At 42.8% G+C, this 19,200-nt stretch carries 18 protein-coding genes; 9 read left to right on the forward strand and 9 right to left on the reverse strand.

What is annotated here, in order from left to right:
* Nucleotides 1-6 precede the first annotated feature (6 nt).
* The 4 genes from MgSA37_RS17935 to MgSA37_RS17945 all read left to right on the forward strand — a co-directional run bounded on the left by MgSA37_RS17935 (nucleotide 7) and on the right by MgSA37_RS17945 (nucleotide 3,240).
* The gene (locus MgSA37_RS17935; RefSeq protein WP_096353852.1) at nucleotides 7-780 is read left to right on the forward strand and encodes an ABC transporter ATP-binding protein; all 774 of its coding nucleotides are present in this window, start codon (nucleotides 7-9) and stop codon (nucleotides 778-780) included.
* 114 nt (nucleotides 781-894) lie between these two features.
* Nucleotides 895-1,878 carry an MlaD family protein gene (locus MgSA37_RS17940; RefSeq protein WP_096357571.1) on the forward strand — a complete coding sequence of 328 codons (984 nt, stop codon included), beginning with the start codon at nucleotides 895-897 and terminating at the stop codon, nucleotides 1,876-1,878.
* 358 nt (nucleotides 1,879-2,236) lie between these two features.
* A complete protein-coding gene (locus MgSA37_RS28300) occupies nucleotides 2,237-2,407 on the forward strand; it encodes a hypothetical protein (RefSeq protein ID WP_157750621.1) in 171 nt (56 codons plus the stop codon).
* 266 nt (nucleotides 2,408-2,673) lie between these two features.
* A complete protein-coding gene (locus MgSA37_RS17945; protein WP_096353853.1) occupies nucleotides 2,674-3,240 on the forward strand; it encodes a hypothetical protein in 567 nt (188 codons plus the stop codon).
* A 240-nt stretch (nucleotides 3,241-3,480) separates the two neighbouring features.
* Here MgSA37_RS17945 and MgSA37_RS17950 read toward each other — a convergent pair whose 3' ends face one another.
* From MgSA37_RS17950 to MgSA37_RS17970, 5 genes are all read right to left on the reverse strand, one after another.
* Nucleotides 3,481-5,403, reverse strand: coding sequence for an SPFH domain-containing protein (locus MgSA37_RS17950; protein ID WP_096353855.1), 1,923 nt, complete (start codon nucleotides 5,401-5,403; stop codon nucleotides 3,481-3,483).
* A 278-nt stretch (nucleotides 5,404-5,681) separates the two neighbouring features.
* On the reverse strand, nucleotides 5,682-6,305 hold the full coding sequence (locus MgSA37_RS17955; RefSeq protein WP_096353856.1) for a hypothetical protein: 624 nt from the start codon (nucleotides 6,303-6,305) through the stop codon (nucleotides 5,682-5,684).
* On the reverse strand, nucleotides 6,298-6,927 hold the full coding sequence (locus MgSA37_RS17960; protein WP_096353858.1) for a hypothetical protein: 630 nt from the start codon (nucleotides 6,925-6,927) through the stop codon (nucleotides 6,298-6,300). The genes MgSA37_RS17955 and MgSA37_RS17960 overlap by 8 nt, the downstream gene beginning before the upstream one ends.
* Before the next feature lies 1 nt (nucleotide 6,928).
* Entirely contained in the window at nucleotides 6,929-9,076 is a 2,148-nt protein-coding gene (locus MgSA37_RS17965) for a sensor histidine kinase (protein WP_096353859.1), read from the reverse strand.
* Nucleotides 9,066-10,181 (reverse strand): DNA cytosine methyltransferase, encoded by a 1,116-nt coding sequence (locus tag MgSA37_RS17970; protein WP_096353861.1) that lies wholly within the window; start codon nucleotides 10,179-10,181, stop codon nucleotides 9,066-9,068. The genes MgSA37_RS17965 and MgSA37_RS17970 overlap by 11 nt, the downstream gene beginning before the upstream one ends.
* Nucleotides 10,182-10,305: 124 nt before the next feature.
* On the opposite strand from MgSA37_RS17970, the gene MgSA37_RS29775 reads away from it, so the two are divergent.
* Nucleotides 10,306-10,746: a very short patch repair endonuclease gene (locus tag MgSA37_RS29775; protein ID WP_096353862.1), complete on the forward strand. Its 441-nt coding sequence runs from the start codon at nucleotides 10,306-10,308 to the stop codon at nucleotides 10,744-10,746.
* Nucleotides 10,747-10,943: 197 nt separating this feature from the next.
* Here the strand turns inward: MgSA37_RS29775 and MgSA37_RS17980 are convergent, their stop codons facing one another.
* Nucleotides 10,944-12,278: an IS4 family transposase gene (locus MgSA37_RS17980; protein WP_096353864.1), complete on the reverse strand. Its 1,335-nt coding sequence runs from the start codon at nucleotides 12,276-12,278 to the stop codon at nucleotides 10,944-10,946.
* A gap of 368 nt (nucleotides 12,279-12,646) precedes the next feature.
* Here MgSA37_RS17980 and MgSA37_RS17985 point away from each other — a divergent pair, with 368 nt between their 5' ends.
* Both MgSA37_RS17985 and MgSA37_RS17990 read left to right on the forward strand, forming a co-directional pair.
* The gene (locus MgSA37_RS17985) at nucleotides 12,647-12,847 is read left to right on the forward strand and encodes a hypothetical protein (protein ID WP_096353865.1); all 201 of its coding nucleotides are present in this window, start codon (nucleotides 12,647-12,649) and stop codon (nucleotides 12,845-12,847) included.
* Nucleotides 12,848-12,932: 85 nt separating this feature from the next.
* Nucleotides 12,933-13,241, forward strand: a complete 309-nt coding sequence (locus tag MgSA37_RS17990; protein ID WP_262497452.1) for a putative toxin-antitoxin system toxin component, PIN family — start codon at nucleotides 12,933-12,935, stop codon at nucleotides 13,239-13,241.
* A 403-nt stretch (nucleotides 13,242-13,644) separates the two neighbouring features.
* Here MgSA37_RS17990 and MgSA37_RS17995 read toward each other — a convergent pair whose 3' ends face one another.
* Nucleotides 13,645-14,724 (reverse strand): serine hydrolase domain-containing protein, encoded by a 1,080-nt coding sequence (locus tag MgSA37_RS17995; protein ID WP_096353868.1) that lies wholly within the window; start codon nucleotides 14,722-14,724, stop codon nucleotides 13,645-13,647.
* A gap of 241 nt (nucleotides 14,725-14,965) precedes the next feature.
* Here MgSA37_RS17995 and MgSA37_RS18000 point away from each other — a divergent pair, with 241 nt between their 5' ends.
* Both MgSA37_RS18000 and MgSA37_RS18005 read left to right on the forward strand, forming a co-directional pair.
* Nucleotides 14,966-16,795 carry a glycoside hydrolase family 127 protein gene (locus tag MgSA37_RS18000; RefSeq protein WP_096353870.1) on the forward strand — a complete coding sequence of 610 codons (1,830 nt, stop codon included), beginning with the start codon at nucleotides 14,966-14,968 and terminating at the stop codon, nucleotides 16,793-16,795.
* 63 nt (nucleotides 16,796-16,858) lie between these two features.
* Nucleotides 16,859-17,314 (forward strand): hypothetical protein, encoded by a 456-nt coding sequence (locus tag MgSA37_RS18005; RefSeq protein ID WP_096353871.1) that lies wholly within the window; start codon nucleotides 16,859-16,861, stop codon nucleotides 17,312-17,314.
* A 32-nt stretch (nucleotides 17,315-17,346) separates the two neighbouring features.
* Here MgSA37_RS18005 and MgSA37_RS18010 read toward each other — a convergent pair whose 3' ends face one another.
* Together MgSA37_RS18010 and MgSA37_RS18015 are read right to left on the reverse strand one after the other, a co-directional pair.
* Nucleotides 17,347-17,814: a nuclear transport factor 2 family protein gene (locus MgSA37_RS18010; protein ID WP_096353873.1), complete on the reverse strand. Its 468-nt coding sequence runs from the start codon at nucleotides 17,812-17,814 to the stop codon at nucleotides 17,347-17,349.
* Between the two features lie 15 nt (nucleotides 17,815-17,829).
* A complete protein-coding gene (locus MgSA37_RS18015; protein WP_096353874.1) occupies nucleotides 17,830-18,867 on the reverse strand; it encodes a serine hydrolase domain-containing protein in 1,038 nt (345 codons plus the stop codon).
* Nucleotides 18,868-19,200 lie beyond the last annotated feature (333 nt).

Here is a 19,200-nt window from a genome sequence, read left to right on the forward strand (position 1 = left end):
CCAATCATGAAAAAGGCAAAAGCAAAGATCGATTATAACAATACAGTAATAAAAATCAGGGGGCTGGAAAAGTCGTTTGAAGATTATGCCGTATTGCGCGGCATCGACCTTGATCTGTACCAGGGGGAAAACCTGGTAGTTTTGGGGCGCTCCGGTTCGGGTAAATCGGTTTTGATAAAATTAGTTTCCGGGTTATTAAAGCCCGACAAAGGCAGCATTGAGGTTTTAGGGCAGGATGTTCGCAGTATCACCGAAAAAGAATTGCAGGTACTGAGGATAAGGATCGGTTTTTCTTTTCAGAACAGCGCCTTGTACGATAGCATGACCGTGCGCAAAAACCTTGAATTTCCGCTGGTGCGCAACCGGAAACATCTTACCCGAAAGGAAATTGACAGTGCCGTTGAAACGGTGCTGGATGCAGTTGGCCTTAGCCAGACGCTGAACCAGATGCCTGCCGAGCTTTCGGGCGGGCAGCGCAAGCGGATAGGTATAGCGCGCACGTTGATCCTTAACCCCGAGATCATGCTGTACGATGAACCCACAGCCGGGCTCGACCCGATCACCTGTATCGAGATCAACGACCTGATCAACGAGGTGCAGCAGCGTTTTAAAACATCGTCTATCATTATTACCCACGACCTAACCTGCGCCAAATCAACCGGCGACCGGATAGCAATGCTGATAGACGGCCAATTTCAGCGGGTAGGAAGCTTTGAAGAAGTATTTGACACAACAGACGAAAGGATAAAACCTTTTTATGATTACAATTTTACAGATTAGTCCGGGCGTCAGCAACGTTTGCGGGCAGGCAGGTCCGGAAGTCCGAAAGAAGCTGCAACTGACGTCCGCCAATTGGCGGATAACTTAAGTTATATAGAAGACATTTATCATATCATGGATTTAAAGGAAAACAGGAAAGCATTAACGGTAGGCATATTTTTAGCCATCGGGCTTGTTATTTTTATAGTGGGCGTTTTTACCCTGGGCGGCCAGCAAAAAAGCTTTGATAAAAGCATCCACGTCAGCGCCATATTTGACGATGTTGCCGGTTTAAAAAAGGGTAATGATGTTTGGTTCTCGGGCGTTAAAGTGGGCACGATAAGTGAGATCAAATTCGTCGGCTTATCGCAGGTTAACGTAAGAATGAAAATAGACGAAAAGGTACAGCCCTATATTCACCACAACTCGGGCGTGCATATCGGCACCGACGGATTGATCGGCAATAAGTTGATTGTGATTGACGGCGGCAGCCCCCAGGCCCCGGTAGTTGCAGACGGGGATACGCTGCATGCAGTAAAAATGCTTTCGACCGACGACATGCTGAAAACCTTCCAGAAAAACAATGAGAACCTGCTCGCCATTACCGGTGATTTTAAAGTATTGAGTCATAATATTTTAAAAGGTAAAGGTACCGTAGGCGCCCTGATGGCCGACAGCGCTATGGGAATGCAGCTTAAAAACTCCATGCGGAACCTGCAGGCAGCCACCGAAAAAGCGGCCACACTGGCTGCACAGCTGAACCAATTTGGCGATAAACTGAATACCAAAGGAGGCTTTGCAGATAAGCTATTAACAGATACGGCCACCTTTAACCGCCTTAAAACAGCCGCCAGCCAATTACAGGAGGCCGCTAATAATGCCAGTACATTCACCAATAACCTGAACAGGGCCAGCAATAAACTAAACAACACAGATAATACCCTGGGCGTATTGCTTAATGATCCCAAAGGCGCTGCACAGGTGCAATCAACCCTTAAAAACCTGCAGGAAAGCTCCGTAAAACTAAATGACGACCTTGAAGCTTTGCAGCATAACTTTTTATTGAAGGGATTTTTTAAAAACAAGGAAAAGGCGAAGGCAGATAGTTTGAAGAAGTAGTCCGGAAGTCGGGAAAGTCAGTAAAGTCCGAAAGATAGAGTTGTCTAAAATCAGGAGGCTGTGGGGGCTTTGAGGATTTAGGTTGATGAACATTATTAATGGATTCAAATCAAATATCGCACAACCACGAAATGTTCCTACGGAACATGAATCGTTCATTTTTTATTTTCTACCCACCAAACATCCCGATGGGATGTAAAAAATAATGTCCCGGAGGTACGTCTCGTCGGTAGAAAAAAGGCCGGTAAGGGCGTTCCATCGGAACGCATAGTGAGAAAACGCGACAGGTTGATTTGCAACCTTTACAATTAGTTGCTTGCTATCGTTAGTGTGATTAACTTAGTAAAAAGGAATAGATATGACACGCCTCACTATCGACAAAAAAAAATATGCGCTTATTCCTGAAGAAAATTACCAGGAATTAAAGAAAATGGCTGCTTTAAAACGCGAACCTGAAAAAACATTTTCTATAGAGGAGGCGCGTAATTACAGCAAAAGCCTTATCCGGAAATGGGCCTCAGAAAAGTAGTCAACAAACAATCCGCGGCCGAAAATATTACTAAAATATCTTGGTATCTTGAAGCGAATTTAGGTTGATAACTTTTTGCTGCGCGGATTTTTTAAAAGCAAGCTAAAGGCGAAGGTGGATAGTTTTAAGAAGCGGTGATTAGAAGTTGAGAATTGTATGTTAGAAAAAGCCAGTACACTATAATTAGAACAATGATATTTGTAAAGTTTTATAATGAAATAATTTCTAATTTTATCCAATAATTGATTTCTCAAACCTAAAATCCAATGGTTAAACCTAAAACCTATAGAATTCTTGGGGTCGTTTTTTTTGGATTGTTCAACATATATAATTTATATGCTTTCTTATATGTCCCATATAAAAGCGATCAGGATATTTTAAAAGTATCTTATGGTATAAAATCTAATCCACTAAGAAAAAAATTAAATATTCCTGTTATAGAAGGCGATATGTCGCCTATTTATAGATATCATCAATTCTATGCAAGCAATAGGTGGGAATCAGGAAATGAGTATCCAGTCAATGGAGTAATCGCTCATCCTTACAAGTTTGTAGATGCTGATAGAAAAACCCTGAGGCTAAAGGAAGAAGGTGATTCCTATCGACGGAGAATTAATGATACCATCTTTCAACAAATCAATATAGATTCTGAAATCATTGGGGACACCATTTCCAAAAGACATGGATTGCTTTTTTACATGCATAAAAGCAACTTACTACTGGATACTTTTGTATTAGTCAAACCATATAACAAGGAATTAAAACTTGATGAACGTGGCGTTGATAGCGTAGCCAAAAAGTGGCACCTTGATTATTTGGTTAAAGAGAAATAATTTTCAAAAAAAAGACTTCCGATGTTTGGTGACATCAGAAATTAAAACCGTAGGGGCGATCCTTGTGGTCGCCCCTGTTTTTGGAGCATTGTAGAGATTTTGCGATCAATGCGCCAGATTCGTGATGGCGAAGCCGGATTGGTGGCCGTGTTCCGGAATCTGATTGCATTGGTGGCTACGTCGTTTAGGGCGACCACAAGGGTCGCCCCTACGGACGTCTGCGTTGCTAATCACAATTCACTACTCACCTGCCGAAGGCTTTTTCTCACCACTCACATTCGCACCACTTACCTTTTCACCTGCGGCTTCATTCGCCTTTTGTAGCTTTTTCAGCATCTCGTTGCCTATCAGGGCATCGATCATACCGTTACCACCGCCATCTTTACCACTCACAAGGATATCAGGTACTAATTTGATACCATTACTTGCTAAGGCCTCGGCTACGCGGACAATAGCGTACTGTTCGGTACCCATGGCCATGGTTTTTTGCTTGGTTACTTCGGCTTCGGCCAAACCTATGGCTTTTATTTTGCTCGCTTCGGCATTACCGTTTACTTCAGTTGCGTTGGCATCCGCTTTGGCGTTAACCGTTTTGGCTTCGGCATCGGCCTTGGCTATGGTGATACGCACTTCGGCATCGGCAGTTGCATTAATGGTTTTGGCCTGGGCCTCACCACGCGATGCAGCAACCTTTGAAGCAGCCATCTGGGTGTTGATTTCTACCTGGCGGGTTGATTTTACCACCTCAGGCTGCATATCGGCGCCGGCTTTGGCGCTTTCAAATTCCTTACGTTCAATTTGCGCATTACGCTGAATCTCGTAAGTAACTTTTTCCTGCTCGGCTATTTTACGGTCGGTAAGCGTTTTCATTAAAGCGGCCGGCGGCACAATATCTCCGATCAGTGTATCCACGCCCACAACGTTATAATCATCCAGCACTTTGCTGATATGCTGCTTGGCATCATCCTGCCGCTGGATCCGGTTTGCCAAAAACTCAATCACGTCGCTTTTTTGTGCCGAGTTACGGAAATAGTTGGCAATGGTAGGCTCCAGCACCTGCGAAACCAGGTTTTTCATGTTACCAAACCTTGCGATAACTTTCGGCGCTTCGTTGCGCGGAATATGGATAATTTGCGACACGTCGAGGTTAAAAGTAAACCCGTCTGACGACCTTACCGTGATGGTACACAGGTTTTTATCCAGCTCGTGCGCCTCGGTACGGCTATCGGCCCAGTTGAGCACGATATTGGTGGTAGGCACCACTTCCACCGCGTGGGTGTAAATATTTACCGGGTGTTTACCGGGATCAAGCGGCTGGTCCCAAACCCCTTTTTCGTTGCGTTTTACAATATTGCCATGTTTAAAGCCCTCGCCGCTGGTATCCTTTCCTTCCGGACCAACGAAAGAGTTCACCACCCCCACATAACCAATGGGGATATAGATCATATCTACCTGCTCCACAATTACAAACCATGGGTTAAGGTAGTAAGTACCCGCCAGGATGACGTCTTCCTGCAAACCTTTCATACCACCGGCATTGATAAAAGCCATCGGGTCCTGGAAGTTTTTATGTCCGGGGACCGATACACCGGCGATCTCGCCTTTATCCAGCGGTTCGCCATCCAGCGTGGTAATAATACCTACCTTATTTTCATGGATCTGGGTAATGGGTACCATTTCGATATCAAACAAAAAGGTATTGATACGGTAACTACCGGGGGTTAAGAATGCAGCCTGCGGGCCTTTCTGGCCGTTATTGTCCAAAAATTTCACCGCATCCTGGAACTTGTCGGATTCCACAGGTTTGCCCAGTACGCGGCCTGTATCCATACCGGCGCCGTCTTTTGCCTTTACCAGGCCCAGGTTACCCTGCTCAATAATGGTAAAAGGCGCCATGGTAATGGCATACTGCCATGGAAACATGCCCCAGTATAAACCCGGGGCAAGCGCTTTTGCCTGCATACCGGCTTCGCCGTTGATGGCAATGATTCGGCCGTCGGGCAATCTTTTAGCGCCTGACAGGGCATACTTTTTTACCACAAGGCCGATACGGTCATCAGGTACGATCACCATACCAAAAAATACGCGCAGTACAAATTTGTACATCAATAAAACAACTACAACAGGCACAGCCCACCATAGGATTGGAATTAAATCGTTCATTTTTTTTTAGATTGTAAAAGTTGAATTTTTATAAACGGAACCCTTGAGATGCGGACCCTCACTGAAACTTACAGCATTTATGAAGTTTAACCTGGCTGTATAGTGTAATTTAGATAACAGGGCAATGGGTTTGTTACGCATTACGATAAGATTATTTTCAAATATGTTTGAATAGGTTGGGATTAGCAAGGGTTGGGGGAAATAAGATTTAACAGTTGTGGATCGCTTCCGTGCGCGGTGGTTTCCTGTTAGCTCGCCAATAAATGCGTTTTAAATTGTCATGCAGGTATAAAATGTTTTCGGGTGAGCGACGTATCGCCCAGAGGTATTAACCTATCCTTGTTTGTTTGCAGGTCCATGGCCGCCACAATCTCGTTCATATCGAAAAATTCATCGATTTTGTTGTCAAATAGATCAAGCATTTCCAAAAAAGCTTGTTCAATGGTTTTTTCCGAACACAAAAATTCTTTAAGACAATAAGTTTCACACTCGATATAAATAGCGTTAAAATCCTCATTATCTGGTGCAAAAGAAACATCGGTATAACCGACAAAGCACCTACAGCCTTTACTAATCAACGCGGGACCTAATTCAATTGCCGCACAACATCCCGTCGTATAAAAAAAAGTATCATCAAAATGGTGGCAATTATTTACACTAACAAAAATCTCACCCGCACCCAAAACCTCAGAATTACCGTGCGACAAACCGGCAAATATCGAGGGTTTAGCCCTACCCAAAACACAAGCGCTAATATTGGCTTCGTTACAGTCCAACCCAGGTATGGCGTGCAAAGAGATTAATGAATTATCAATAGCATCCCTGATAAATTGAAAACTTTCTTCGAAATACTCCCCCAACTCATTGTCGTTATCGTCGTAGGCGATAGCAAGGTTAATCATCGATTTTTATTTTTTGACGTCCGAATAATTCAATTGCCAACTTCAACAGGCTTTTTTCAAATTCGACTCCTATAGGCGTCTGCTTCCTGATGCTTTCCAAAATATCATTCATGGAGTATGATCTGTCGTCTTTCGTCTTCAACAAAGGCTGCTCTCTCTTTTCAGGCGGATGTCTCATTATCCAATCCTCTATGACAGAGTCTATTCTAAGGCTTAAACTCAATATTGCTTCATCGATCAACTGTATTATTTGAGCATAGTCTGAAGTGAAACTTTCAAATTTGAAAAGGTCTTTGTTTATAAGCATTTTCAGATCTTCATCACTTATTTCCGTGATCCTGCTTACACTAATTAAAATAATATATACTAAAGACGTTTTTTCACGAATACCTTCGAAAACCTTTAACCCGGATATATCCTTCGGGTCGTCGAAGTTCTTATCAAGAAGGACAATCATCTTCTTGCCTAAATTATCCAAAACATAATTTAGTCCGTCATTTGAATGAGAAAAAAGCTTTACATTTTCCTCTCCGTGCTTAATTGAAAGTTCGACCATAATAGGATCGTCCTTTCCTATATCATCATGAATGATGACTATTTGTGCAGGTGCAATTTCGTTCATATTATGATTTGCTAAATGGTATTGTTATCTTAAAAGTTGCGCCGGTGGGTTTAAACTCGTTGTCTACTACTTCTATGCTACCTCCTAGCGCTTTTACCTGTTTTTCTACTATATATAATCCTACGCCAGCGCCACCTTGCTCGGCGGTTCTGGTGTTATAGAGACCAAAAATCCATTCTATATCGCTATCTGCGATGCCGGAGCCATTATCGGAAAAATATATAACAAAGTTATTGGTATCTAAATACCCTGTACATTTAATTTTCTTGTCATCGATATTTCTTAGCGCTTTAATTGAATTGGAAACCAAATTCTGAAATATGTCTTGGAATGTTTTCTTGTTCGTATCTATGATAAAATCATCCCGTATATCGATTTCGAGTTTTATACCTTCGCGTTGGAAAACCTCTTTGTAAGAATCTTCCAGCAAGTCCGTGATCAGGCTTTTTACATTAAACTCTTCGTAATATTTGTCGGAACTGGCATAGCTGAGCATAAAATCAGTGACAACGACTAACGTGTTCATTTCGTCGTAAATCAAGCCTGCGTATTTAATAAAAATCTGTTCAAACTTTGGATTAGGATAGTTACGTTTAAAGAACTCTCCTAAATGCTTCACTTTTGCTATGGAAGTCCTCACTGCATGAGCGATGAGCGATGCATATTCCTGCATTGAAACAATGCTGTAAAGAATTTTCTCTTTTCTTGCTACTTCTCTTTGAAACTTTTTCTGTTCGTCAATTCCTTTGCTTATCGTCGTATGAAGTCGTTGTACTTGTTGTTTTAATATTGTCACATTTTCCTTTACTTCTGGAGGGCTATTGGCTATATCCTGTTCAACTTTTTCCAATTGCCGCTCTAGTTGCTTGACGTCCTTGCCAGCGTCGGATAATTCTTTAACTACTACAGACCGCTTTTCACTGCGTTCGTATTCTTTTAAAGCCTCAAATGCAGATAGCTGTTGTATTATGAACTCTTTTAATTGCCGGTATTCGACGTTATCAATAAAATCCTGCCGATTGGTTGCGTCAACGATATTGGGATTATCTTTTTTAGTGATATCTACCACGCCTATGATTTCCCTGGTAGCTATTTTCTCGAATGTTCCCCTCCATCTGCGTTTATCTATGCCAAGAATATCACGCCGCTTCTCTGTCTCAGGTTCAAATTCAGCAAATGGGGTCGCAATTACACCATCCCTATAAATCTTGATACCATCTATCCGCGTATCATCGTTTTTGTAGGCGGCATTGTATCGCTTTTTTGCAGCCTCATTAAAGTAATATAACTTCATTTTTATCGGGCCGAATGACTTGATGTCAACCGATTCGGTATCGATATTTCCTGTTTGCAAATTAAATTTAAGCGTACCTTGTTTACCTGCGTCTAAGTCATAATCGATTTCCGCCTGGTGTGAAAAAAACTTTACGGGGTCGGGTTTCACTTGCGCATTAGTGTAATGCTTAAATTCGTTACTGTTAATGAATACGTCAAATGGCGGATTCAAGGGGTAAAACGGAGACACCAGCCTTGATAATTCTTTATACAACCTTTCGATATCTTTTTCGGTCCACCCGTCGCTAACTTGTGAAATGATTAATTCAGTTCCATGATCCGTCGCAACGCCATCTTCATAAAAATATTCATTGGTAATGTCAGTAAACAAAGATAATTGGTTGTCTCTTGTCGCTTGCTTTTCTTTGGCTTCATACGCATCCCAGTTTATCGTTACGTTTAACCACTTTTCACTGCCGACTTCTTTTGTTTTTATGAGCAGCCGTTCTCCCAATTTATCGACTGCAAAACGACCTATGCCTTTCTCGCCTACAAATTTTCTATTAAAAGGAGGATCGGAATAAAGCTGTGTTCGTTTACTATTTGTCCCGACCACCATCCACTTATTTTTGATATCTAAAAATGACATGCCTGTACCGTTGTCTCTGATAACGATCGTACGATCGGGAGTTTTAGCACTTACATTGCGAAAATCTACCGTTACTTCGGTGGCATTAGCATCATAACAATTCTTTACGAGTTCAAATACTGCGGTAATCCGGTCTGTAATCAGGTCGCGACCAATTAGACGAAATGTATTTACATCAAAACGCCATTGTAGTACATCATCTTTATCTTCCGGTTCAGTTATCAAATTCCTGTATGTGGTTTTTTATCGTTTTCGCTATCGCCACTCCTAAGCCTACTGGCACAGCGTTACCAATTTGGCGGGCCAAAGTTGGTGCAGAAAACTTTTCGTTTGGGTCTAAGAATTTATAGGTTTGGGGGAAACTTTGAAGTAACGCCGCCTCTCTTAAGGTAATCGCTCTGTCTTGTTCAGGATGGCCGAACCTTCCGTTACCTAATCCGTTGCAACAGGTGGTCATTGTTGGTGCCACGTCATCCCATTTCATTCTGCCATAAACACTTCTGAAAGCCTTCCCACTTTCCTTTTTATGGCACTCCAGCCACAGGCTTTGATCCCAATCGCGCCAAAAACCGCCTTCCTTTGTCGCTTTGATCCTGCGTTTATTTATTTCTGAAAGCTTGCGTGCCTTATGAAGTCCGTCATCAGGATGAGCCACACCATCCTCCACCCAGGGTAAATGTCCGATAGCGTCTTTAACCGTAGTGTATTCTCCATCTCGCACGGTTTTCGGAACCAATTTAACAGCCCCGAATTTAGACCCGAATAAAAGCAACCTTTTTCGACGCTGGGGAACACCGTAGTCTTGCGCGTTCACAACCTTCCAGGTAACGACATAACCCCTATTTTTAAGTCGATTTACGAAGTCATTAAAAACCTTTCCGCCATTAAACTTAACCAACAACGGAACGTTTTCCATCGATACAATTTCCGGCTCAACCTCATCAATTAAATCAGCAAACGAATAAAGCAACTTCCATTTCTCGTCGGCAACGCTATTGTCATCCTCCCCTCCCGCCTTTGGCGAGCGATTTTTATTGGCGTTTTTATAGATAGAAAACGGCTGGCATGGGGCACAACCCACAAGAATTTTTCTTTTTCCTTTGCTATAAAGCTTGACCAATTCGTCGCCGGTGAAAACTGTAATATCTTTGTGCAGAAATTCAGCTTGGTTATTTTCTTCGTATGCAAAACGACAACTTTTGTCAAAATCAATTCCTGCTTTAACAACAAAGTCTTCTTTTACAAATCCGTGAGTAAGCCCACCAACGCCACAAAATAAATCGACTACTTCAAAATTTTTATGGTCTAAGTTTTGAGTAACGTTTTGCATGGTATAGTGACAATAATTCACGCGAATTTACCAATTTTAATTAACTTTGAGACTATCTGGAGTTAATTAATTTACTTAGCTGTGTTCCTGATTTTGCATTATTATTAACTAAACGCCTTTAGTTTTGGCAGATATCTTCAGTAAGGAAAAAAGAAGCGCTATCATGCGCAGGGTATCAGGAAAAAATACTAAACCAGAAATAATGGTACGGCAATTTCTTTATAAAAATGGTTTTCGATATAGGAAAAATTATAAAAAAATAGCAGGCAACCCCGACTTATATATTCTCAAATATAATATCGCAATTTTTATACACGGGTGTTTTTGGCATGGACATCCCGGCTGCAAACATGCGGCCCTACCCAGATCAAACAATAACTATTGGACGAATAAAATTCAAGCGAACATTAAAAGAGACAGTAAGAATTTTCAAATTCTTGCTAAGAACAATATTTCTTCGATCACTATTTGGGAATGTGAAATAAACACTGCGGCAAAACGAGAAGAACGATTAAATAGGTTAATAGCCGATATTCATTTGCTAAATTTACAGGCCCCGGGCTAGCAGATGTCTGGTCAGCGATGTTATCAAGTTTAGAGGACCAATCTGATTTCGATTGCGCCGTCAGGTGCAAAATATCGGTAGAAAAATTAATAATAAACGAAAAAGCGTGCCATCGGTACGCAACAATTGAAGCGGCATTAGCGCCAATGTATTACGTACAGTTCCGTACCTACGGCCAATGTCATTAAGTTAAGGATTTAGTAAGATGGTTTAAAGTTTGAAAACGTCCTATGTTTGCTTTTAGATTGTTTGTTTTTCCTGACTCGTTCATAGGATCTGTTGGGTCTCACCGGTAATATATCTCTTATAAAATGAGCGTGTAATATATTCAGGATACGACCAACGTCATTATCTGTAAAAAGAGAGATAAGGTTGATCTTAAGCTTACCGATTGACTTATTTCTATTAACTTTCATAGGATATTTTCTACTTTTTGAGTTTTCGTCTATTGATTGTTGAGCATCTTTTATCAAAACTGAATGTAGATTTGCAGTAAAAACGGTAGCATAGAAGTCCTGTTCAACGGATTCAACCGTTAATCCGCTGAAAGCTTCTAGTTGAAGGATATTCTTTTGAATGGATATATTCGTCTCTACCCCCCATCTCAAGAAGTAAAGCTTTTTGAAGTCGCTATTGGGAAAACCGTCTTCTGCCCATAAGTTTGTCACTAGTACTTCTATTGTTTTTTCAAGCTCAACCCGTACTAGCCTCACTTTTAGCAATGTCTGCCTGGTGATGATGAATCCGCTTTCTTTTAATCCTTCTATGGCCGCTTTCCCTGGTGATAGATGAATAACTTCTGTTTGTTTACCTCTCGCTACAAATTCCTGTACCATACTATGATTATCCTTTCCCCTGATGACGAATTTAATTTCCTTCTCGGCCCAAAGATGTAAGGCGAACATTTTGTAACTGCAAAAATTTCTGTCGTAAATAGCCAGCATATCTTCCTCCAATTCTTCTGTTGCATCGTAGGCCATTGGCACTTCTCCATAACGATAAGGCGCTATTTTAGAATAAAGAACAAGCTGATTGAGCACGTCGTAGTGGTAAAATGTTTTAGCCTGTACAAAATTGCAATTCTGATTACTTGCACCACCAAAATGGCCGTTGAGCACCGGAGTGTTTATTAAGCTTACATTAGAACCATCTGCTGCAATAACTCGTAAGGCTTTCCATTGCCTTATATCCGACCCCGCATAACAGTAAAAACTGCTGCAAAGAACCCTGTTCCAGAGACAAAAGAAGGATGGTTTTAGCTTTATGCGTTGTTGGGTAAAAGCACTTACCGAGCAGGTATTGGGGGCACCTAACTCCTCAAAAAACTTTTCCAACTCTATGCTAAGCGTCTTTTTGCAAAGCTTAACTATCAATAAAACAAGCCGTTCAAAAGGTAATTTTCTATTTCGAGTGAAGTCTTCAGGAGATCTTCGGAAATTATTCAGTAGAGCTTCATTATGTACTATCAATGAAACAAAGCTTTTTAGTTCGGAAATAATTTTTATTCCTATTTTTATCTCGGTCTTGGCCATTAGGGTTGTAGTAGTGTTTTGTGTTTTAGTCGATTCAAAACTACTTGCTGCAATCCTTTTTTGCTTGTCTTTTTCCTAACTTAATAACATGTGAGTCAATTGAGTATCGCTTAACTTAATGACATTGACCTACGGCACGGCTAATCGAGCTGGCATTTTTTTTCTACCGATATTAGACCCCGATGGGGTCGGACAGGTTAACTTAATGTCCGCCGGGTTGACTCACCCCGACTACTCCGCCTATAGGCGGATGGTCGACCCTCTCTTCGCTGCGCGGAAAGAGGGTAGCTGCGGTTATTTTATTGTGCCACACCGCTTATTTATGCGCTAAATTGCATTCATGATACTAATCGCTTAACTTTGTTATTATGGAAACTTTGATCATAAACGTTCCGGAAAAAAAGAGCACTTTGGTAAAACAACTACTAAAAGAGTTGGGGGTTACCATAGAAAATAAAACCAAAGCAAAACTGCTTGCCGAAGAAATCAATAAAAACATCAAACCCGGAAAAAAACCCAGCCTGGACGAAATCGTAGCAGAAGTGCGGGACGTGAGATCAAAACAATAACTATGGTAGTTGTTTTGGATTGTAATATATGGATAAGCCTTGCCATTAACAGCCAAATTGATTTCATAGCCGACTTAATGGTATTGTGATTGCCAGCTGCTCAACGTTGAGAAAGGAGATAACTGAGGTTTTGCACAGGCCAAGGTTACGTAAGTTCATTTCGGATGCCAATATCCAAAACATTGTGGCATTGCACGACTTAGTTTCAACCAACTTTTTACCACGGACAATTCCCAATGTAGTAGCTGACCCCAAAGACAATTACCTGTTTGCATTAGCGATGAAATCTAAAGCTGACTATCTTGTTACCGGAGATAAATTATTACTTGATGTTATCGAATACAAAAAAACGCAGGTAATTAAACTTACTGACTTTAAAAAGATTGTTCAATAATCTGTGCTCACCTTTAGGTAATTTGCCCAATACAACAACAATTATATTGTCACTTTTAACTATTGAACTGGGAAAGCATTAACGGTAATATCCGCCGGGTTTACTCACCCCGACTACTCCGCCTATAGGCGGATGGTCTACCCTCTCTTCGCTGCGCGGAAAGAGGGTAGCTGCTTTATTTTATTGTGCTACATACAAACACCGGTGAGGCATTGAAAATTACCAGAAAACAAGAAAAACTGCTGACAAGATCTTGTCAGTGACAAAATCTTGTCAGTAGTTAAATTGTTCATTATCAGTTGTGTTGCGCTTTGTTGCAGGGTATTTCACTTGTTGCGCATCGCAACATGTTTTTATTCATAAACTTTGGTTGATGGTAGTTGCCCCCGCCAGTTCAAGTTCGTCAATTGATCAGTAAGGCTTCGATTTTTTTGTTTAATTCATGGCCATGATTGCTATTGGTCATGGAAATAAAGCCGGTTCCGGTTTTGCGGTCGATCATGAAATTGGATTGAAAATCCTCGTTGGTGCCGCCATGGGCGTACACATCCCCGTAAGCTGTGGGTTTGACCGCGAAACCCAGCGCCCAGTCTGTCCAGCCGAAGTATTGGGTAATGATATGACCCGCCGGTAATTTAACCTGTTTACTTAGCATTAGTTCGGTATTGGGCTTTGATAACAGCTTATTGCTGATAACGGCCGACAAGAAACGCGCGTAGTCGCCGCAGGTAGTGAGCAAGCTGGAAGCGGCGTTGACCACTTTGGGCTTCCAGATCTCTCTGGGCGTTTTGCCGTCTTCATACCCGGTAGCCAGGCGGTCTTCCAGGCCATCCTGCCAAACGAGGTAACTATCCTGCATCCCCAAGGGAATAAACAGGTCCCGTCTGATCCTTAGCCCTAAGGTAACCGCATTGGTATGGGTGATCCTGGCCACTACTTTTGCCAGGTAATCATAACCTTCACCTGAATAAGAGAATTGCGTACCAGGCTCAAACTTAATATCGAGTTCCTGGCCGCGGTTATCGGCACGCCAGTTGGGTAAACCGCTGGTATGGCTCAGCACCATCCGCGCGGTTATCTTTTTATAACGAGGGTCATAATCCAGATCGGGAAGCGGTAAGTACTGGTATAAAGGTTTATCCAAGCCGATCATCCCTTTCTGGGCAAGCCAGTCCACATAATAAGCGAACAAAGGTTTGGTCATGGATGCTGCTTCGAACAAAGTAGCTTCGGTGACGGGCCGCTTTTGTTCCAGGTTGGCATAACCAAAAGCATGCCGGTAAACTACCTGGTTATTATTCATGATGCAAACAGCAGCACCAGGTACCTTCAGCGAATCCATCTGCTTTTTGATATAGACGCTCAAGGCCGCAGTGTCCATCGGCCGGCCGGACAGGCTCCTCACCTGCGCCGGCAATTTCGCCGAAAATAGCACCACCATTGCCAGAAATAAAATACTTGTTTTTTTTAACGGGTAGTTCATCGAAATTCAAATTTAAAAATAGAAGACGCTTTAGCGGGCCAAAATGTGACCGAATTTTAGCGATCATATACTGAGCAAATGCTAAAATATGCAAATGAGAACTTTCCGGCCGAAGAAAATAGAACGAAATTAGCCCGATAGCGTTTGGTACTTTAGAGAACAACGATGTTCTTCCACTGAATCGTATTTTTAGATAAGTAAACTAAAATTCCCACTATATTTAACCTAAATTTGGTTTATTATGAGAAGATTCCTTTTGTTCTTACTGCTTGGCCTTGCGGGTTCAAAGGCGATGTGTATTGACCCGGTTAAAACCTACGGACCCATCATCCCAAACAAAATACAGGATAAATATACACCGGCCTATTACCAAAACATTGGCGGCTACCTGGGTTACCGGATGAATATCAACCTGGAAAAAAGGCTGTTAAAAATTGATTCGGCTACGCTCCTGTCGGGTTTCCGGAAAAGGCCGGGCGAGCAAGTTTGGATCGGCGAGCATGTGGGCAAATTTTTGTTCTCGGCATCAAAAACGTATGCCTATACGCATGATGCCCGCATTAAACACCTGATGGACGATATGGTGCAAAAGTATATTGTTTGCCAGCTACCGGACGGCTACCTGGGCACCTATCTTTACAAAGACCGCTGGACCGACTGGGACGTTTGGGCGCATAAATATGCCATTATCGGCTTGCTGAATTATTATTCGGTTACCGGCTATAAACCCGCGCTCGAAACAGCCAAACGCGCCGCAGACCTGATTTGCCGTACCTTTGGTGACGGCCCCGGCAAACGCGATCTCATGCTGGCCGGCGATCATGTTGGGTTGGCGCCCGGCAGCATCCTTGAGCCGATGGTTGACCTTTACCGCTATACGGGCAATAAAAAGTATCTTGATTTTAGTAAATATATCCTCCGCGCATTTGAACAAAAGGATGGCCCGAAGATTATCGGCGGGCTGGAAAAATATGGCGATGTAACCAAAGTGGGTGATGCCAAGGCTTATGAAATGCTCTCCTGCTTTTTGGGGATGCTTAAATATTATAAGCTTACCGGGGATACCAAATATTTAACCCTGCTGCAATCCGCCTGGGTTGATATTACAAAACATCACCTCTATATCACCGGCACGGCCAGCGATCATGAAGTATTTCCGGCTGACGGCACCTTGCGGGCCACCAATAACGATGATATGGGCGAAGGCTGCGTTACGGTTACCTGGATCCAGTTTAACCTGTCGCTGCTGCAAATAACCGGCGATACAAAATATGCTACCGAAATGGAGCGATCTGTTTACAACCACCTGCTGGCTGCCGAAAACCCGCAAACAGGCTGCGTAAGCTATTATACGGCACTGCAGGGCGCTAAGCCCTACCGCTGCGACCAGGGTTACTCCTGCTGCCTCTCCAGCGTACCCCGGGCAATCTCGCTGATCCCCGAGATGATGGGTGGCAAAATAAATAATGTTTTCACGGTGCTGTTATACGAAAACGGCGAAGCGTCAACCCAAATCGTCGCCAATGACCATTCAAAGATCGGTCTGAAAGTGGATGCGGTAACCCGGTTCCCGCTGGACGGCAAAGTTGAATATACCATCACACCATCCGCCGCTAAAACATTTAAAATTGATTTCCGGGTGCCCGATTGGTCGGAGAACTTTACGGCCAGCGTTAACGGCGAAACTTATAAGGGTAAAAAAGGCCAATTACTCGGCATCGAAAGAAAATGGAGCGCCGGTGATAAAGTATCCATTGCTTTTGATATGCCGGTACAGGTGATCCCAGGCGGTATTTCATTTCCAAATGCCATAGCGGTAAAACGGGGCCCGCAGGTATTTGCCATAGACAAAGGGTTGAACAGGCAAATTGATTCGCTAAAGGATGTCAACTACTTTAAATACGATGGTGCGTTAACTAATGCCAGTGCAAATTTGCCTGCCGACTGGGATTGGAAAGAGGCTTTTTTCCTGAACATGAAAGTGAACAATATCCCCCAACAGGTGATGATGGTTCCCTTTGCGGAAGCCGGGCAAAAAAGCGCAAGTATTGAGGTTTGGATAAACAGGTGATGAATTGGTAACATTATTATTATCCGGTTTTTTATAATATATTTGATTACCAATATATTCCGAATGAAAAATTATGTGATTGCAGCAATAGCCTTCGTTTTGCTGGCTTGTTGCGGGTGCCTGAAAAAAGGCATACCAGGTCCTGATACAACCAACACCGTCCCTGGCTTTACCTTCACTCCTTCTAAAAATCCGGTAGTTACCCCTGTAAATGGCAACTGGCAATGGATAAAGAGCTACGGCGGCGAAGGCGGATTAAGCACCCCGGCCAGCACAAATTCAACCATGAGCATAAATTTTAAAGCGGACTCTACGGTAGAAGAATACAGGAATGGCACCCTCGGCTTACACGAAAATTTTAGTTATTTAAACAGCTATACTTTTTTTGATAATTCAGTATCCGCTGCTGTGGAAATTAACCAGCTTTATTACCGGCCTACCATCAGTAACGATACGCTAAGGCTCGATGTAATTGTAATGGCTGACCCTTCGTACTCGCTGTTTGTTAAAATCAAATAGTTGGGGCGACCAAAAAGGTCAGCCCCGCCATCTCAATGCCCGTAAGTAATCTCCCGGGTTACCCGCCAAACACCATCCTTCTTTTGCCAGATCTGCATAAATTTAAAAGTGGCCGACTGCAACTGGCCATTTTCGATGTGAGAGAAGGTGTGATGCCCGGTTTCGATAGCGCCATAATCCTTGATCGGGTACACTTCCATTGTTCCCGCAACTAATTTCCGGTTCAAAACATAACTCATTTTAAACAATGCCCCAAAAGCCTGTTTTGTCTGATCATAGTTTCGCACGCCGGTATTATCCTGGTAAAGTTCCAGGCTGCTGTCAAAATAATCCATCAACTTTTCAAGGTTTCGGGAGTTAAAGGCGTCGAACTGAAGTGAATCCTGCCGGGCGATCTCGTTAAACAAGGGACCAGAGGTCTGCGCCGCTGCGCTGTTAACTGTAAAAATGCCAGCTATTATTAAAAGTGTCGCAGCAAAAAATTTGTTAAATGTTCTCATATTTAGTTTTGGTTCTTAATTTTTCATTTCGGTAGCAACAATGGCATCGCCCTGTTTTTTCAGGAAATCTTTCACCAGGTCGGAGTAGATCTGGGGGCCGTTATCAGAATTGGTAAAGATCAGCAAGGCACGTTTTGATTGGGGTAAAACAAATACAATTGTATTTACGCCCGGATCAATGCCGCTATGCGATAAGCCAAACTCGCCGCCGATAGCCGGGTAGACTGCCCAGCCCAGCCCCATAAATTTATTTTCAATGATCCTTGACTGCGGGCCGGTCATTTGCTTGTAAAGTGATTCCGATAAGCCCGCGCCATTCAGTACCCATATCATAAATTTGCTGTAATCTGCTACGGTTGTCTTCATTTGGTCGGCTGCGCTGGCCTCGGTGTTTTTTACAATTTCCAATGCTTCGCCCTTTGCGTTGTGGGCAACAGCAAAATGATCCTGCATTGCATCGTTCCAGGTTAAATGGGTGTCATTCATGTGCAGCGGTTTGAAGATCAGCGAGTCGGCTAATTGTTCGAAGGAACGGTGAAACTTTTTTTCAAGGGCGCGCCGCAAATATTCCATTCCTTCGCCCGAATACTGGAACTTTAAGCCGGGCTCAAATTCAAAGGCCAGTTTTTTTGATGGGGTCATCCAGCGCCAGTTCGGGAAGCCTGTTTGGTGCGTCAGGATATGCCGGGTGGTGAGCCTTTTACTCCTTGGGTCGGCCGCCACATCCGGGTCGGTCCAGTAATGCCAGAGGGGTTCGTCCAGGTCCCATTTCCCGGAATTAACCAGGCGCAGCGTTATCATCGCCGTTACCGTCTTGGTAACCGAAGCAACATTAAATACCGTGTTAGCAGGTGCCGGTGCTCCGGCTCCGAGCTCGCCGTAAACCTTTGATTGTGCCACTTCGCCATTATCAATAAAGGCCAGGCCCAATGCCGGAATATGTTTCTCCTGCATCAGCCGGATAATAGTAGAGTCGGCCACCTGCGCGTTAGCTGCGGCATAAAAAATAGTTAACAAGAACAATGTGATAATTTTAGATAGGAATCGGTTCATAGTGGGTAATATTATAAAATAAAATTCAAACCGAATAAACCAAGGTTGTGCCGGAATTGTGATGAGTTGATTATCAATTAATTAGCATTAAGTACATTTTAAAGCGCTGTATCGTAAGCGGACAATCAGCGTACGTTAACAGGGGCGCCCGTTGCCGCTTGTTGATCGTAGCTGCATTTTGGATTCCCTGTAAATAAGTTTACCGACCTTTTTATAAGGATTTTTCTTTAAAAATACAAGTAAATTACAGAATTTATTAGCGTACCAGGTGTACCAGCCTTATTCATCTGTGTCGGGTGGTTCAGGTGCTTCCTAATCCCTGGCTGTAAAAAA

Origin of the sequence: Mucilaginibacter gotjawali, from assembly GCF_002355435.1 — a bacterium.
Lineage (GTDB): Bacteria > Bacteroidota > Bacteroidia > Sphingobacteriales > Sphingobacteriaceae > Mucilaginibacter > Mucilaginibacter gotjawali.

Bases quoted from the DNA above. Each gene is read 5' to 3' on its own strand.
- MgSA37_RS28300 (WP_157750621.1), top strand. From the start codon at position 2,237: ATGACACGCCTCACTATCGACAAAAAAAAATATGCGCTTATTCCTGAA.
- MgSA37_RS17950 (WP_096353855.1), bottom strand. From the start codon at position 5,403: ATGAACGATTTAATTCCAATCCTATGGTGGGCTGTGCCTGTTGTAGTT.
- MgSA37_RS18010 (WP_096353873.1), bottom strand. From the start codon at position 17,814: ATGAGAACATTTAACAAATTTTTTGCTGCGACACTTTTAATAATAGCT.
- MgSA37_RS17970 (WP_096353861.1), bottom strand. From the start codon at position 10,181: ATGCAAAACGTTACTCAAAACTTAGACCATAAAAATTTTGAAGTAGTC.
- MgSA37_RS18015 (WP_096353874.1), bottom strand. From the start codon at position 18,867: ATGAACCGATTCCTATCTAAAATTATCACATTGTTCTTGTTAACTATT.
- MgSA37_RS17980 (WP_096353864.1), bottom strand. From the start codon at position 12,278: ATGGCCAAGACCGAGATAAAAATAGGAATAAAAATTATTTCCGAACTA.
- MgSA37_RS17945 (WP_096353853.1), top strand. From the start codon at position 2,674: ATGGTTAAACCTAAAACCTATAGAATTCTTGGGGTCGTTTTTTTTGGA.
- MgSA37_RS17960 (WP_096353858.1), bottom strand. From the start codon at position 6,927: ATGAACGAAATTGCACCTGCACAAATAGTCATCATTCATGATGATATA.
- MgSA37_RS17935 (WP_096353852.1), top strand. From the start codon at position 7: ATGAAAAAGGCAAAAGCAAAGATCGATTATAACAATACAGTAATAAAA.
- MgSA37_RS18005 (WP_096353871.1), top strand. From the start codon at position 16,859: ATGAAAAATTATGTGATTGCAGCAATAGCCTTCGTTTTGCTGGCTTGT.
- MgSA37_RS17955 (WP_096353856.1), bottom strand. From the start codon at position 6,305: ATGATTAACCTTGCTATCGCCTACGACGATAACGACAATGAGTTGGGG.
- MgSA37_RS17985 (WP_096353865.1), top strand. From the start codon at position 12,647: ATGGAAACTTTGATCATAAACGTTCCGGAAAAAAAGAGCACTTTGGTA.
- MgSA37_RS17940 (WP_096357571.1), top strand. From the start codon at position 895: ATGGATTTAAAGGAAAACAGGAAAGCATTAACGGTAGGCATATTTTTA.
- MgSA37_RS18000 (WP_096353870.1), top strand. From the start codon at position 14,966: ATGAGAAGATTCCTTTTGTTCTTACTGCTTGGCCTTGCGGGTTCAAAG.
- MgSA37_RS17995 (WP_096353868.1), bottom strand. From the start codon at position 14,724: ATGAACTACCCGTTAAAAAAAACAAGTATTTTATTTCTGGCAATGGTG.